Annotated in this window: 11 protein-coding genes and 1 other RNA gene; 3 read left to right on the top strand and 9 right to left on the bottom strand. The window is 42.2% G+C overall.

Features of this window, described 5'->3' with window-relative positions:
• Positions 1-172: 172 nt before the first annotated feature.
• The 3 genes from QUB39_RS18635 to folB all read left to right on the top strand — a co-directional run bounded on the left by QUB39_RS18635 (position 173) and on the right by folB (position 3,739).
• On the top strand, positions 173-1,456 hold the full coding sequence (locus QUB39_RS18635; RefSeq protein ID WP_333312939.1) for a glutamate-5-semialdehyde dehydrogenase: 1,284 nt from the start codon (positions 173-175) through the stop codon (positions 1,454-1,456).
• 397 nt (positions 1,457-1,853) lie between these two features.
• A complete protein-coding gene (locus QUB39_RS18640) occupies positions 1,854-3,221 on the top strand; it encodes a serine/threonine-protein kinase (protein ID WP_333203105.1) in 1,368 nt (455 codons plus the stop codon).
• Positions 3,222-3,382: 161 nt separating this feature from the next.
• Positions 3,383-3,739: a dihydroneopterin aldolase gene (gene folB / locus QUB39_RS18645; RefSeq protein WP_333057046.1), complete on the top strand. Its 357-nt coding sequence runs from the start codon at positions 3,383-3,385 to the stop codon at positions 3,737-3,739.
• 105 nt (positions 3,740-3,844) lie between these two features.
• Here the strand turns inward: folB and nuoK are convergent, their stop codons facing one another.
• The 9 genes from nuoK to QUB39_RS18690 all read right to left on the bottom strand — a co-directional run bounded on the left by nuoK (position 3,845) and on the right by QUB39_RS18690 (position 16,069).
• Positions 3,845-4,150, bottom strand: a complete 306-nt coding sequence (gene nuoK / locus QUB39_RS18650) for an NADH-quinone oxidoreductase subunit NuoK (protein WP_228042566.1) — start codon at positions 4,148-4,150, stop codon at positions 3,845-3,847.
• Between the two features lie 79 nt (positions 4,151-4,229).
• Positions 4,230-4,853 carry an NADH-quinone oxidoreductase subunit J gene (locus QUB39_RS18655; RefSeq protein WP_333057044.1) on the bottom strand — a complete coding sequence of 208 codons (624 nt, stop codon included), beginning with the start codon at positions 4,851-4,853 and terminating at the stop codon, positions 4,230-4,232.
• A gap of 116 nt (positions 4,854-4,969) precedes the next feature.
• Complete coding sequence (ndhI, locus tag QUB39_RS18660; protein ID WP_193975265.1) at positions 4,970-5,545, bottom strand: NAD(P)H-quinone oxidoreductase subunit I; 576 nt, start codon at positions 5,543-5,545, stop codon at positions 4,970-4,972.
• 110 nt (positions 5,546-5,655) lie between these two features.
• On the bottom strand, positions 5,656-6,774 hold the full coding sequence (gene nuoH / locus QUB39_RS18665) for an NADH-quinone oxidoreductase subunit NuoH (protein WP_333057040.1): 1,119 nt from the start codon (positions 6,772-6,774) through the stop codon (positions 5,656-5,658).
• A 452-nt stretch (positions 6,775-7,226) separates the two neighbouring features.
• Positions 7,227-7,617, bottom strand: a transfer-messenger RNA (tmRNA) gene (gene ssrA, locus QUB39_RS18670).
• A gap of 174 nt (positions 7,618-7,791) precedes the next feature.
• Positions 7,792-9,549: a protein kinase domain-containing protein gene (locus tag QUB39_RS18675; protein WP_333210243.1), complete on the bottom strand. Its 1,758-nt coding sequence runs from the start codon at positions 9,547-9,549 to the stop codon at positions 7,792-7,794.
• 55 nt (positions 9,550-9,604) lie between these two features.
• Positions 9,605-9,769: a hypothetical protein gene (locus QUB39_RS18680; protein ID WP_333210245.1), complete on the bottom strand. Its 165-nt coding sequence runs from the start codon at positions 9,767-9,769 to the stop codon at positions 9,605-9,607.
• A gap of 17 nt (positions 9,770-9,786) precedes the next feature.
• Positions 9,787-12,114 (bottom strand): hypothetical protein, encoded by a 2,328-nt coding sequence (locus QUB39_RS18685; RefSeq protein WP_333057038.1) that lies wholly within the window; start codon positions 12,112-12,114, stop codon positions 9,787-9,789.
• 1 nt (position 12,115) lies between these two features.
• Positions 12,116-16,069, bottom strand: coding sequence for a hypothetical protein (locus QUB39_RS18690; protein WP_333279169.1), 3,954 nt, complete (start codon positions 16,067-16,069; stop codon positions 12,116-12,118).
• Positions 16,070-16,139: the final 70 nt, after the last annotated feature.

The raw sequence follows: 16,139 nt of genomic DNA on the forward strand, positions 1-16,139 counted from the left end.
CTTCACTGTTTTAACCTGTTAATGCGGATTACTGTCAGGGGTCTCAACAAAAATATAGAATTTTCTCTAGAATTGTTAAAACTGAAAACCGCCCCGAAATTTATTTGTGCGGATTCAATTCCCAACTCAAAATTCAAAACCCAACACTCAAAACTATTTAAAAGTTACTGCCATGTCTATTATTGAAATTGCCCAAAAAACGCGCGGATCTGCTAGAAAATTGGCAGTTTTGTCCGCTGAGGCCAAAAATCAAGCTATTGAAGCTATTGCGAAAGCTTTAGAAGCTGCTGCGCCGGATATTGTGGCGGCGAATGCTGCTGACTGCAAGGCGGCTGAGGCTGATGGAATTGCGAAACCGCTGTACGATCGCCTCAAGTTGGATGAGAGCAAGTTGAAAAGTGCGATCGCGGGCGTGCGAGATGTTGCGAAACTCCCAGATCCGATCGGTGTCGTGCAAATCCACCGTGAATTGGATACAGGATTAATTCTGAAGCGCATCACCTGTCCTTTGGGCGTTTTAGGCATTATTTTTGAAGCGCGCCCAGAGGCGTTAATTCAGATAGTATCATTGGCAATAAAATCTGGAAATGGCGTCATTCTCAAAGGTGGCAAAGAAGCAGTCCGTTCCTGCGAAATCTTGACAAAAGTGATACATCAAGCCTTAGCAGAAACAGCGGTTAATCCAGAAGTCGTGCAGTTGCTGACGACGCGGGAAGAAACAATCGAACTGCTGAAAATGGATGAATATGTAGATTTGATTATTCCCAGAGGTTCTAATTCCTTCGTGCGGTTCGTGCAGGAAAACACGCGGATTCCCGTGTTAGGACACGCCGACGGAATTTGTCATTTGTACGCAGACAAAGCGGCGGATATTCAGAAAGCAGTAGAGATTTCTGTAGATGCAAAAACCCAGTATCCCGCCGCCTGCAATGCCATTGAAACTTTGTTAGTTCACAGGGCGATCGCCCCCAAATTCCTGCCCGCAGTGGCCGAAGCTTTGCAGCAGAAAAAAGTTGAATTGCGGGGAGACGAAAAAACTCGCGCCCTCCTCGAAAATATTGCCGAAGCAAATGAAGCGGATTGGTCTACAGAATACAGCGATTTGATTTTGTCAATCAAAATAGTAGATTCTGTGGAAGAGGCAATTAATCACATTAATACTTACGGTTCCCGACATACAGATGTCATTGTCACCGAAGACAGCGAAGTCGCCGAAACATTTTTAAATGGAGTCGATGCTGCCGGAGTTTATCACAATTGTTCAACTAGATTTGCCGACGGTTTCCGCTACGGTTTCGGTGCAGAAGTGGGGATTAGCACGCAGCAAATGCCACCTCGCGGGCCTGTTGGTTTAGAGGGGTTAATTACCTATAAGTATCGAGTTTTTGGAAATGGCCATATTGCGGCTAGTTATGTGGGGAAAGATGCTAAGGAATTTACACATCGGGATTTGTAAATCCTCGATAGCCGATCAAACCCGACAATAAAAAAGCCTGTAGGGGCGGGTTTTACCAACAATATTTGATGTTCACGAACAATTTATATAAACCCGCCCCTAGACAGCCGATAATCCAAATTAACCTGATGTTCGATCGCAGGCGAAAAATGTAGATTTAGATTTGCCGCCCAAGTGGGGGCGGGTTTATTATATTTTTGGTTGATAACATAGATGGTTGGTAAAACCCGCCCCTACGATATCCTGTAGATACTGAATCTTAACCAAAGTGTCGCTTCTCCTTCATCCATCCCAAAAAAAGCGATCGCCCTTCCTTCCCTCGCATTCAAACAAACTTAGCTACAATAAGCTATACTGTGCTCGGCGACTCCCCACATCGAACAATTTGCCGTGGTTTATGTCTAACTCCTCCCTCCTCACCCCAGGTTCAACTCTAGAAAAACGCTACCGCATCCTCCGCGAATTGGGCCGCGGTGGCTTCGGGCGCACTTATCTCGCCGAAGATATCAACCGCTACAACGAACACTGCGTGCTCAAAGAGTTTTCTCCGGTGGTTCACAGCCCGAAAGCCGCCGAATTGTTCGATCGCGAAGCGAGTATGCTTTACCACCTCCAACACCCGCAAATTCCCCGGTTTCGAGAACTCCTGCGAACCGATTTGGCTGGGAATCCATCTTTATTTTTAGTCCAAGATTATATCAAAGGTCAAACCTACGAAGAAATATTGATATCGCGCCAGCAGCAAGGTAAAAATTTTAGCGAAGCTGAAGTTACTCAACTGCTATTTCAGCTTTTACCAGTTTTAGAATACATCCACTCAAAAAATTTAATTCACCGCGATATTTCCCCGGATAATATTATTCAGCATGATGCTGACAAACTACCATTTTTAATTGATTTCGGTTCAGTCAAACAAATTGCAGCCAATGCCGTACTTCAGTTTAACGGACAATCGGATACGGCGATCGGCAAACAGGGTTATTCCCCAGCCGAACAAATGCGACTGGGGAAAGTTTCTGCCGCTAGCGATTTGTATGCTTTAGCCGTCACGGCTTTGGTACTGCTAAGCGGCAAAAAGCCTCAAAAATTGTACGATATCAATCATAAAACTTGGGATTGGCGATCGCACGTCAGTGTCAGCCCTAATTTAGCCACGGTATTGGATCGGATGTTATCAGAACAACCGGGCGATCGCTACCAATCCGCAAAAGCAGTCCGCGAAGCACTCAAAGATCCAAAACTCTCTCAAATTGGCAGTATAATTTCCCAAATGGTGACAATGAACTTTGTCGGCCGCCCTTTCAAAAACGCCACTCAAACTGCTACTAGCAATCATACTCCTGTTCACCAAACTCCTCAAGTTGTTAACCACAACAGCACATTCAAGTTAATTCCTTGGAAAACCCTAGGGAGTTTAAGTGTGATTTTGGTACCGGGAATTTTAGCTTTTAGTGTAGTCAAATCTGGTTTCACATTGCCCAAGTTGCCGGATTTACCTAAATTTTCTTCGCGCCAACCGCCTCCCGATACATCTTTAGAGGAAGCAGAGATAATTCGTCAAGAAAAGATTGGGAAACGACGCAAAAATCTCAACATTGAGCAAGATATATTCTATCAAAAAGTTGATGAATTATATTACAATAAATATCCTGAATTCCAAGGTCGTACCTTGACAGAAAAGCCAGAAGATGCTGAAGTTAGGCGGAAATGGTATGAAGTTGCTGAGGATTTATTGGACAAGTTGGAGAAAGGAGGACGGTTGTGAAATTTAAGATAGAATAAGAGTGATTGAACCGCAGAGGGCGCAGAGGGCGCAGAGGGAAGAGGAAGAGGGCAAAGGGCAAAAAAAGAGAGGGAAGAGAAAGAGAACTTTATCTGGTTTAATACAAATTGGTATAGAACAACGCACTTTTAGTTTATTGCAAAATGGATTCTATTCAACTTACAGGAATTCGCTGTTACGGATATACGGGCTATCTGCCGGAAGAGCAAGTTTTGGGGCAGTGGTTTGAAGTGGATGTTACTCTCTGGCTGGATTTATCGCAAGCTGGAAAAAGTGATGATATTCAACATACTCTTGATTACCGCAGCGCAATTACTCTGATTCAAAAGCTAGTCAAAGAGTCGAAGTTTTTATTAATCGAACGCCTAGCAGATACTATTGTTCAAGCGCTTTTACAACTACCGTTAGTCGAAAAAGTTAAACTACAACTCTCGAAACCTGCTGCCCCCATCCCTGATTTCGGGGGTAGAATTACTCTAGAAATTACTAGAAGTCATTAGTCCTTAGTCCTTAGTCCTTAGTCCTTAGTCCTTAGTCATCAGTCTTTAATCTGCATTAGTTTGTCGCTAATGACTGATGACTGATGACTGATGACTATTGATTAATTACCACTTCAGCAAGTTAAATTCTTCCATGTCTACTGTATTGCGGTTGCGATAAATCGCCAAAACAATTGCCAAACCCACCGCAGCTTCAGCCGCGGCTACCGTAACTACAAACACGGTAAATACTTGGCCCTTAATTTGTACGGGGTCGAGATAATTGGAGAAACCCATCAAATTGAGATTGACAGCATTCAGCATCAACTCGATCGACATCAACACGCGCACTGCATTTCTGCTGGTAATCAAACCGTAAATGCCAATACAGAAAAGTGCGGCGGCTAATAACAGGAAATACTGGAGTTGCAGTTGCATAAATTTTGCGATTTTGTCTCAATCTAAAGTTACTACAAAACTAACACTATGGTGCGCTCAGCGCACCATAATATTACTTAGATTCTGGCGAAGACACATCTCCGGCCGAAACTAATTCGCGAGGTCTTTCCGGCAAACTAAAAGCTGGTGTTTCAGATAGCTTGTTGGACAATTCATCTGGCAAGAAATCGCGGCGCGCCAAGACAATGGCTCCTACCATTGCCATTAACAAAAATACTGATGCTAACTCGAAAGGCAGCAAAAAGTCGGTGAAGAAATGTTTGGCGATTGTGACGATCGAACTTTCGGCCGGTGCTCCTGTCGTCGCGACAATAGTCCAAGGAGTAGACACCACCATCGTACCCAAAAGCGCAAACAAGCCTACGCAAACTACTGCTGTTGCTACTTGACGCACCCAAGCGTTGGGAATTGTGCGGAAATCTTCGCGCTTGTTCACCAACATAATCGCAAACAAAATCAAGACGTTAACAGCGCCCACATAAATCAATACCTGTGCTGCTGCTACAAAGTCGGCATTCAGCAACAGGTACAAGCCGGCAATGCTGGTAAATACGCCGCACAGCAAAAAGGCTGAGTAAACGATATTTGAGAACAGCACTACTCCTAGTGCTCCTGCAATCATCATTACGGACAATATTCCAAATGAAACAATTTGAACCCCTTCAGCTAGATTCACAATTTTTTATCCTCAATTATTAGTGTTCTATTGTTCGTTTTTACTCATTAGTTAGCAGTCATTAATAATTGGTTATTTCACTAATGACTGATGACTGCTGACTAATGACTAATGACTTACTTTTCGATAATTTCCTCTGGACGCAGACCGGCGCGGCGATCGGTGTAGGAAACTTCATGGGGGTCGATCGCACCTTTCGGCAAATAAGCGAATTCCCGCATCGGTGTCACCATCGGGTCATCTGTAACCTTGTAGGGCAAACGTCCCAGGGCCACGTTGTCATAATTCAATTCGTGACGTTCGTAGGCGGCTAACTCATACTCTTCTGTCATGGACAAACAATTAGTCGGACAATATTCTACGCAGTTGCCGCAGAAGATACACACTCCGAAATCGATACTGTAGTGCTTGAGTTGCTTCTTCTTAGTTTCTTTGTTAAATTCCCAATCCACTACAGGTAAGTTGATCGGACACACCCGAACGCAAACTTCGCAGGAGATGCACTTGTCAAATTCAAAGTGAATTCTGCCCCGGAAACGTTCGGAAGGAATTAATTTCTCGTAAGGATACTGCACCGTAATCGGGCGGCGTCTCATGTGGTCAAAAGTAACAGATAGCCCTTGACCGATATACTTAGCAGCTTGAAGAGTCTCTTTGGCGTATTCGCCTACTTGATTGAGGAATTTTAGCATCGTGTTCTCTCTCTGTACTTGAGTTTTTGGTAATTGCTAATTGATAATAGGTCATGAGAGTTAACAGCTACTCTAGGTTAGCTATTATCTGTTCTGTTACCTATTACGAATTAACCGCCAAAAGCAAAGGGAAAGGCAAGCTTCAAAGCTGCGGTCAACAGCAAATTAACTAAAGCAACGGGAAGTAAAAACTTCCATCCCAAATTTAGCAATTGGTCGATCCGAACTCGCGGCAGAGTCCAGCGGAGCAGAACAGCCAGAAACAAGAAAAAGTAGGCTTTCAGCATGGTCATTGTAATGCCCAGCAAGCCGGTAATTACCTGCAACCAAGGAGTCGTTTCGCTCAATCCTAGGGCATTTGTCAGGACTCCGACAGGAATCGGGGACTCCCAGCCGCCGAGGTACAAAACTGCTACTAACAGGCAAGAAAGGACGAGGTTAACGTAGGAAGCGATATAGTACAAAGCAAATTTCATGCCTGTGTACTCAGTCTGATATCCTGCTACCAATTCTTCTTCTGCTTCTGGAAGGTCAAAGGGTAAACGTTCGCATTCTGCTAGTGCTGCGATCCAGAAAATCAGGAAACCTGCTGGTTGCCGCCAGATATTCCAGCCGAGAATGCCGTAGCCGGCTTGCTGGTGTACGATGTCGATCGTACTGAGGCTGTTGGACATCATTACAACTGCCAATACTGCCAAAGCTAGGGGAATTTCGTAGCTGAGGGATTGAGCGGCGGCTCTGAGTCCTCCGAGGAGGGCGTATTTGTTGTTTGAAGCATAGCCGGACATCAGCAAGCCGATCGGCTGAATGCTAGAAAGAGCAATCCACAGAAATATTGCTGTCCCCATATCGGCGATCAGCATATGCTCTCCGAAGGGCACGATTAAGTAAGACAGAAAAACTGGAATCACCACAATTACCGGGCCTAGGGTAAATAGCAGCGCGTCAGCTTTTGCGGGTACGATGTCTTCTTTGAAGACCAACTTCAAACCATCAGCAACGGGTGCTAGCACTCCCAGAGGGCCGATGAATTCCGGGCCTACCCGCTGTTGAGCGGCGGCGGAAATTTTCCGTTCTAGCCAGACGCTAGTCAGTACCCCGAAGACGGCAGCGACAATCATCAGCAACATTGGCAGCGGTAGCCAAAGCACTTGGGCGATGTCCGCCGGTAAGCCCAAATTCATCAGGGCTTCTACAAAACTTCCTTGTAAGTCAATTCCTGGGTTCATTTTTCCAGCTTTTGAGCGCTCAGCATATAATTTTTCACCCGTCCTTTGTAGGAGTAGGCTTAGAAATCGGGGTCTTTGTAAAGATTTTTAATGCTTTACCGCCTAATAGTATATCGCCCGACAGGCTCCAAGAACGCACAGACAGGGTGAAGTTCTAATTATATGAGCCGGCAGCGTAGCTAATGGGTGGGTAACTTATGGTTGATGGTTGACTGTTGACGGTTGACTGTTGACGGTTGCAAGGCGGTGAGAACGCCAATTGAAAAACGACCAGCAAATATTTCAGTCCCCTCGCGGGGAAAAGGTAGAGCACTGCACGGATTTTGACACGGATACACGGATGAGTTGAGCTATCTGAGCCAAACAAAAGGGCCCAGAGTTAACTCTGAGCCCTTTTAATGCTATAAAGTGGCTTTCAAATGGCTTAAACCATTGATTTTACGTCACTTCTTTTATGGAACTGGGCAGAATCGAACTGCCGTCCAAAGCGGGTATTTACCTTCCGATCGTTCACAGGTTTATCCCCTCTAATCCTCGGGGCGGGAACCATCTTTATCCCAAATGGGGGGATTTTCTAGTGATTGCTTTCCTAGCTAGCCGACTAGAAACGTTTAGCTAGGGCATCCGTTGGGGGTTGTTATGCTACCTTTAACGGAGTGAGGTGGCATACACTCTAAACCAAGCTCAAGAAGTTTTTAGGCTACAGCTACGGCTTTGCGAGCGAAAGGAACGATGTTGTTCGCATTTACTATTTTTTTTGAGCCGATATTAACGAGAGTAGACTCCCTCTCGACCTGCATCACGGAGCAGCTTTCGCCACCCTGTCGAAACCATTACAGCCCCTCGTGCGTTCTCTAATTATAGACAATATTTCGTGTTGCGTCAACCGATTTTAGATTTTAGATTTTGGATTTTCGATTGGGGATTAAAGAAACCGGGTTTTTTGCGGTTTTTGTCTGCTTTAACGAAGTCTTGGAGCAAAAACCCGGTTTCTGACCACCCGTGCGTAATTCCTAATTAATGCAAGTTCTCGTCCCAGACGCCGATGTAAATCCGATCGCGCTCGTTGCGTTCGATCGTCCCTTCCAGCGAACCTTTCCTAAACGTAAAGCGATTACTCCGGCGCTGCTGCACGTCGCGGAATCCCTGCAAAATCTCCCGGTTTGCCCCGCCCACCATGCCGTTTAAGGCGGTTCGCACCACCAAATCGTCCACAGACTGGGCAAAAGAACCCTCTGTTTGTACTAGCTGGGCCGAATCGCGATCGTAAATGTAGCCCAGAGTAATCCGATTTGGCAATATTTCGTAAAGTGCGGTGCGAGTATTTGGCCAATAGCCCCGCGCTTGAGAGTCAGTGGGTTCTCCCAATTCGGCTAAAATCTGACTTTCCGGCGTACCAACCGCATACCCAGGGATTGTGGGAGTCTTCTGATAATTGGTTCCCGGTTGTTCGCTGGGTGCGGGCGATCGATCGGGCGGCAACTCTTTGTCAACAAGTTTTTCTGTTGGTGTGGGTTCGACAGATTCGGGAGAAGGCGCTGGTGTTGGCGTCTGTAGGGGCGGTGCCCCCGTGCCCGCCCCCGCTGGGGTTGGAGTCTCAGCAGCAGGCGGAGTTTCAGCAGCCTGCGGAGTTTCTCTGGGAGTTGGTGGTGGCGTTGGTGTCGGCGCGGGAATTGGTGCGGGGTTCACGCGCGCTTCTGGATCTGCAGGGGCCGAAGTGCGATCGTCCTGGGCCACCGGTGCGGGTTCCGAAGACGGCCGGTTGAGGAAAACCCTAGCAATACCGACAAAACCTGCCACAATAAGTGCGATCGTCACGAACCCCAAAATCCACCAAACCTTGCGGCTGCCTTGCCCAGAAGACACCACAGCAGGCGCTGTTCTGGAACCCGCAGGCGACTGAGGCCCGTGTCCCGGCATCACCGCCACCGTCGGCCCGGTGCTCGGCGACGCTGCACCATGAGGCTGCCCGTGCAGCAGCGACAGCCACTCATCCACGCTAGCAGGGCGATTTTGAGCTTCTACTGTCATCCCCCGCATCACTGCAGAACTGACAGCCGCACTTAGCTGAGGCCGCAAGTCGCGGGGTGAAGGCATCGGCTGACTGGTACGCAAAATTGCAGCCACCGGCACCTGTGCTGTCAATAAAGTGTAAAGCGTCGCCGCCATACCGTAAACATCTGTGGCGGGCGTATATTTTCCTTGGGCGAAATACTGTTCTGGGGGCGCGTAGCCGTCGGACACCATATTAGTGTGACTTTGGGTTGCACCGGGAGTAAACTCGCGGGCAATTCCAAAATCTATCAGCACAACTTCTTGGGTGTTTTGGCGCAGCAGAATGTTTTGCGGCTTGATATCTCGGTGCAGCAAACCCTTTTGATGAACAACTTTTAAAGCAGCGCCAATTTGAGTGATGTAGAGAATTGCGAGATTTTCTGGTAGCGGATTATTTGAACCGACTACATCGCCCAAATTCTGACCCGGAACGTAGTCCATCACCATGTAAGGCTGCCCGTCTTCCACAAAGAAATCGCTGACGCGCACAATATTGGGATGAACGCAGGAAGCCAACCGCCTCGCTTCGTCTTGAAACTTGCGATCGAACTCAGCAAAATTGGGTTGCTGCCGCAGAGATTCGTTGAGGGTTTTAATGACTACAGGCTGTCCTAAATAGCGGTGATTTGCCCTGAAGGTAATCCCAAAGCCGCCGCGTCCCAATTCTTGTTCGAGGGTGTACTTTCCACCCTGTAAAGTTTTGCCGATTAGCGCATCCATAGGTTCAGGCGATCGCGTACCAGATAATATGGCTGATTATTGCACGTATGGTGGGCTAAGTTACCAGTCTAAAGGGCGATCGCAATCCTCGATCGGCTCTAAGTAGCAGGTTGGCTTCTAGCTGACGTTGATACTTGTCTCCGGCCTCAGACCAGATGTGAGTGTATCCGATGAGCTTCTCCTCTCGCTGAACTATCTGGATTTTTTCTGAAAGCAGCATTCAAATTCAGCCTTGTTTCAATTTTCAATTAATACTTGTGCTACTTTTTGTAACAATGACGATTGACTGTTTTCCCCGATTTTTAAAACATTGTGAGTTAGCGTACTAAGATGTAAAGCTGTGATGGGATGCTCGATCAGCTCAGATGTGGGAATTGACTCTCCTGAATATCTCTTCCCAATCAAATGATAGACTCTAAACCCTTTCTTAATCACTCCTACGATATTTTGCGCGGGAGGAACATAATACTGAATAAATATTTCGTTCTTTAAATCCAAAGATATCATCTTTTGGATTCTGTTAATAGGTTTAATCTCGCTATTGTAATGGGATACCAAAGGTAAAAATCTACTACTATTTTCACTTTTGTTTTTTCGATCTATTGTTAGTTCTCCGCTTTCCAAGTCTTCAATAATACCAGTCCGTCCAATTAACGTTGGTGTATAAAAATCATCTGTATAACAACTAATATACAGATCCTCTGATTCATCTACAAAATATTTTTGATCGTCAATTAATTTTTCTGACTTATTTTTTTTCTTTTTTAAGAATCGAAACTTAGATTCTATTTGTTTCAAATCGTAGATTACATTTTTTATATATATGCAACCATCTTTGCAAAGAAATTCTACCGCAACCGCTTTAGCTTCCTTGTTTCTAGGGCTGCGGACATAAATACTAAAAAATTGTTTTTCAGTAAATGATTGAGGAGTAGTAATAGGCAAGCCCAAGTTCTCATTTGAAAAACTCTGCGCGATCCAGTTCTTAATTCCCAACTCTATCAAGACTTTCTGAAATTTTGGGGAAATCTTTATCTTGTATTTATCGCAGAAATTTTCCCATTCCTTGCTATCTTCTTGTCCTATTAGATAGCAGGAAATATAACCCTCTACATCCAATAATTTCCCCTCTGTCCAAGCTTTCGTATCATTTTGGAGACTATCTCGATCGATTTGAGCTGTATAATTAAGAACCGCCAAAGCTGATTTATTATTTCCTACACCAGTAAATTCGGGTATATTTATCCCCTGCGTGCTAACAAAAACTCCTGTGTCTAAATAGTTAAATCTTTTCTTTAACTGTGAATAGAAATCTACTGACGATTTATTATCTATTTTTGTTGATGGACACCACAGAGCATCTTTTCTCTGGTAAGCCCTTGAACCGGCTTCTTCCTCCAAAAGTTTATTGAAAACCAAATAGTTTTTTCCTGATTCGAGTTGAATATCTGACCATTTAATAGATTCAGTAATTCTCCAGCAAACCTCTTCCTCACCTTCAGATTCTACTTTTTCATAGGTACTAACAGTTTTTCCCTGATTGTAAAATGCGATCGTAGATACCCCTTGATGTTTCAGAAAATGTTGCAAAAATTGTTGGTCAGATTCAGCTAAATCGACTCCAGTATTATTAATAATGTCTAAAAATTCTACAGATTCTATGTTTTTGATGAAAGGGTTTTCTAAGTAGTGGTCAGCCTGAAAATCAAGAGATTTAAATTTAATCTGGCACTCACTTAAAAAGCCCTCAAGTTTTGTCATGAGGTTTTGGTAATGATAAAGCTGAGTTTTTTTGAACTTGTCATAATTTTTGGGCTCTGTATCAAATTGCATAAAAGGAATATCATTTTTGTGACGAGCATCTAGATCGCGATCGAAGTAGTAATTTTTATTTTTGCATACCAACAACTCTCCTAAATTATCACCATCTACAGTCTTGTAATCTTTTTTATCTTTGGGCAATAAGAATTTTCGGTATTTTCGAGACAAGGTTAATGTTAGTACATTATATGGATTGTATTTGATTAACAAATTATGTCCCCAGACAAAAAGAGATTTTTTTGATTCAATGGGCTTCATCGAATGGAGTAATAGTAATTCTTCAAAACCATTTATTGTTTCAACGGATAAGCCTAGAGACAGAATATAAAACTTGAAAATGAGGTTGAAGATTCTTTCTCGATCGCTAGAATTAGCCGTAAATAACTTTTGCCATCCCGAATGATTTTTATTAGGCGATAAAAAGAACACATATTTTTTGCCACCAGTATAGGATAGGAAGTATTGAATGTCTGAATTTTCCCGTTCTTGCCCATGTTCAGCCAGCCTTTTTTTTATTTCATTTTTAATGTATTTATGCTGTTCTTTATAAAAGCTAGCCCGTGAATCCTCATTCTCAGAATTTTCATCTTCAGCAAGCCGATTTTTAAGAGGAAAATGTTCTATCCCTTGTCCCATTTTAAATAGATACTGAAACAGTTTTTCGGCAACTTCTTGTGGGTTTTGTAATATTTCTATTTGGTTGGTTCGCGATATATCTGATAAGGCTGCTATTTTATTTTTCATTTTATTTCTCCTTGGGAAACAAAAACTCGGTGAGGATATTGGATTGTACTGGACAATTGCGATCGTCAAAGAAAATCAAATTTCCCGAAAATAACCTGGGTGAGTGTTGTTGATTTTTTGCTTGGGCGGCGTGCAAGTTAAGGAGTAACCCTCTCGCAGTGCTAAATTCTGGATAGTCTGAAACAATCGCCTTCAGCTTCTTTTCGGTTTTATCCAGGGTTTTTTTGGACAGGCGATTTCCCGAAGCCACGCTCCAAGCTTTAACATCAATACAAAATAGCGTCTTCTCCTTGACATAGTACAAATCAAACCGCTCGTATAGCTTACGATACTTTGTGAAATCTTGCAATGGCTCAAAACCATAGGTGGATTTTATAGCTTTCCAGTCTTTGCCTTTGAAAATTATATCTTGAATCCAGCGTTCCACAAAATTTTCAGCCAGTGAGGGATACAACACATCGTAAAAGAAATGCGGACGCGGAATATAAGTATTAAAAACTTCGGGTTTGGGGATCAACTTGTTGTACAGTCTGTAGATTAAATCAGTCGAAGGCTCTAGCGAGTCAATTTCATTACCTTCTAAGTCATAGCCTCGATCGCTGATTTTTAGATATTCAGGATATAACCCCTTCTGGTAAAAATAGATTTTTTCCCCATTGATGCTATCACTGATAATCTGGAATTTTTGACCGCTTTCTTCCTCGGAAGCTAAATATGGCGTAAATTCAACTTGTTCTGGGTTGTGATAGAATAATGACTCAATAAAATCATCAGGAAATAGCTCTGAATCTCGCAACTTTTCCAGATACTTGGCTGGGTCCTTGAAAACAATTGGGTCGCGCAACGCATCCCACGCTTGTGCGATATCAAAAGTATGTGTATTAAGATGAAAGCGCTCGATTTCCTCCAACATTTGTGTTCTAAACTCTTGAAAAGCCAGAGTGGCATCAATCTCATCAATAACATGATCGTCATAATCCTTAATCGCTCGTTTTTTCTCTTCTTCTCGAACGCTTAAGTAGACTTTGTGGTTGTTAACGGAAAATTTCCGAATTTCCTCCTTTTCTTCCCGTTCCAGGTATCTGTAAAAATTTACTAGATTTTTTCGGGTTTCTTCATTAACAAATATTTTTACTACTTGGTTTGGAAAATCGCGTCTCTCAGATCGGCCGATAGCTTGCAAAACTTGTTTCCCTAATAAAATCTGGTGTTGCTGCTGTCGAAATTCTCCAGCTTCTGGTTGGCTGAGGTATTGGTTGAAATCTTTGATTTCAATATCAGACTCTCCCAAATTTACAATACTTTTCATTAAGGCAAAATGGTAAAGCGTCATAGATAATCCCGAATCTTTTGATTTGTTAAGCGATGGGCCCATTACTGTATAGTAACTGTCCATTAACAAAGCTAAAGAGTCGAAATCTTTTTCATTGCCGTTAGGGTTTTTGATGATAGGATTCAATCCTTTGGAAGCTGATTGATAAGCCGATATGAAGAATATTTTTTCCCCTTCTTTTTCAACCAGCTCATTCAAATACGTGTTCTCAGCTTTTTTGTCACAGTAAAGACTGTTGAATGATGCCTCATACAAAATTATTTTAATCTGAATCTTACTCTGATATTCCTTATGCTTTACTTGCAGATAATATATATTTGGATGTTTGGGTGACACCTTAAATATAAAGTTAGCATGATTGAGCCGCTCGCAATGTTGAATTAACTGTTTAATCCAGCGTAGAGTTTGAGTAAAAGCAATTGTTTCTTTAATTGAGTCATCCTCAAACAGGTAAAACAAGAAACGAATAAACTTTTGAAGTTCTTGGATTTTGTAATTTCCCAGCCAATTCCCATCCTGCTTGATATCGTCGATAAAACCTTTTAAAATCTTTTCTTCAAATCGTTCCACAACTTTTTGAGTTGCGTTATTTGGGAAAGACAATAAATCCTCACCGAAAAACTTTACTGCAATCTGTCGCTTCGCCTCACGACTCTCTCTGATGTTTTCGCAAAGCGATACTTCTTCCTCGCTCATTTCCTTAAAGGAACTTTCACCGGATTCACTAGCATTCCGCAATTTATCTTTGAAATACTGCATATCATAGCTCGTGCTTAAATCTCCTAAAATTCCTCCTGTTGCTGAAATCAAAAAAATCACATTACTATTATTGCATAACATGGAATTTATCTTGAATTCAGGCGAAGTCAATATAGCCGTACTACCAATAGAAACTTCTCTAAGGGCGCGCTCGATCAGATTATTTTTAGGATTTTGATAACGAGAAATTTCTTTGATATTTACGATCGACTTATAACTTTCATAGACATAGGCAATATTTAAGTATTTTAGCAGTTGATTTTGCGATGGAGTTTCTTCACTTGCCTTTTGGACTTTAGCTATTTGTTTCGACCAAATTTCTAAAGAACGGGATTGAGAATCTTCAGCATCTAAGACGTTAGCTAGAAAATCTTTGATGGTTTTGATTTGCGATCGCACAGCTAGAATGGCATAAATTAACTCTGCTACAGAGGTATTATCTGCCACTTTTTCCTCTGTGATTTGGACGTGCCCGCCAGAAGGTTTGGTTAAAAACAATTTTTGCAGAGGTTCTAGGTTGTAGATGTATAGGTTGTTGTATGCAAAAATGTTCATTAAATCATCACATATTTTATTGTAAAGCTTTTGAGGAATCAACAAACTTCTATTATTCTCGAATTTTGAAATAACTCTGGATAACATTTCAAAATCTACTATAATGGGATTTTCTTCATCATTATTCTCGAAAATTCCCACAATTTCTTCCGTTGATTCGTCAAGCCCCTTTTGAATTTTTACTATTTGTTGTAAAAACTTGATAGAGTTTCCCTCCTCAACAGTCAGTCTTTGATATGTGCGGGCGAATTTTTGCAATTTTTCTTCTAGAACTTTGTCTTTTTCCAAGTGTTCTTGAAATTCGTAAAAAGCTCCCTTATTCTTATCTACAAAAGTTAAAAAATCTCTGTTTTCATTGTTTTGAGTTGAAAACAGCATCGAAAATTCTCTATTGATAGATGACAGCGCATTATTGATGGCCAGTTTTTCAGGAGAGATAATATCAATCTTCTCCTCTAGCATAATTTGATAGCCATCTTCCTGCTCATCCAAGGCAAGGATAAACTTTCGGGAGTTGTCTGTATGCTCAATAACGTATTTATCGAGATGACTGCTTTTCTTTACCCATTTTGTACCATTGTGGATAAAGTACGGAATAGCCGTTTCAAATTTATTATAGGTGAGCATCAAAATTCCAGATTTGTTTTGCAGAAGATGGAGGGGGAAAAATATTTCAATTAACTTTGAGCATTGAGCAGGACAATTTCTTTTATCTAATTCACATTTGATAAAAAACTCTAAAAAGCTTTCAATTAAATGATTCAGTTCCCGTCTGGCTCTCGTAATTTCAGAATCATTAAAATCCTCATCTCCTAAACCTGTGTTTTTTACATATTCAAGGCGTTTAATCACCTCTTTTACTTTCTCTAGGTTGCGTTTATTTTCCTGAACCTTTTCCTCAGAACATACTTTTTTATCAATTCTCCAAAGTTTTGTGTTTTTGAGAATAGAAGATATTAGTTCCTTGTATAATTTGATATACTCATCCGTCGTTTTCATTTCTAACGAATTTATTTTATAGACGGGAATATTTTGGTATTGGCTCTCAACTGAAGTTGGAACACATAAGTGTTCTCTCAATGGCGCAACATATATGCCGATTATTTGAATAGTTGAATGTTCTTCTATGGTTTTATAAATCGCTTGAAACAATTGGTGAGTTTTTCCAGAACCCGTACCATAATTGATAAGTTTTAGTTGGGGACGGTTTTCTCGAAAGCTATCTTCAATAGTTGCCAGGTAGGAATTAATAATTTTGCAACGAACTGATTCTAACTGCTGATTAAGATCGTCTGTTTGCTTTTGCATTATGTGTTATCACCTTATCTAGAGTAAATACATATCGTGGGATAGTCTTTTCTTTGACTGATACCCATAG

The sequence above is a fragment of the Microcoleus sp. AT8-B5 genome (assembly GCF_036705565.1).
GTDB lineage: Bacteria > Cyanobacteriota > Cyanobacteriia > Cyanobacteriales > Microcoleaceae > Microcoleus.

Bases quoted from the DNA above. Each gene is read 5' to 3' on its own strand.
- QUB39_RS18635 (WP_333312939.1), top strand. From the start codon at position 173: ATGTCTATTATTGAAATTGCCCAAAAAACGCGCGGATCTGCTAGAAAA.
- QUB39_RS18640 (WP_333203105.1), top strand. From the start codon at position 1,854: ATGTCTAACTCCTCCCTCCTCACCCCAGGTTCAACTCTAGAAAAACGC.
- folB (WP_333057046.1), top strand. From the start codon at position 3,383: ATGGATTCTATTCAACTTACAGGAATTCGCTGTTACGGATATACGGGC.
- ndhI (WP_193975265.1), bottom strand. From the start codon at position 5,545: ATGCTAAAATTCCTCAATCAAGTAGGCGAATACGCCAAAGAGACTCTT.
- nuoH (WP_333057040.1), bottom strand. From the start codon at position 6,774: ATGAACCCAGGAATTGACTTACAAGGAAGTTTTGTAGAAGCCCTGATG.
- QUB39_RS18675 (WP_333210243.1), bottom strand. From the start codon at position 9,549: ATGGATGCGCTAATCGGCAAAACTTTACAGGGTGGAAAGTACACCCTC.
- QUB39_RS18680 (WP_333210245.1), bottom strand. From the start codon at position 9,769: ATGCTGCTTTCAGAAAAAATCCAGATAGTTCAGCGAGAGGAGAAGCTC.
- QUB39_RS18685 (WP_333057038.1), bottom strand. From the start codon at position 12,114: ATGAAAAATAAAATAGCAGCCTTATCAGATATATCGCGAACCAACCAA.
- QUB39_RS18690 (WP_333279169.1), bottom strand. From the start codon at position 16,069: ATGCAAAAGCAAACAGACGATCTTAATCAGCAGTTAGAATCAGTTCGT.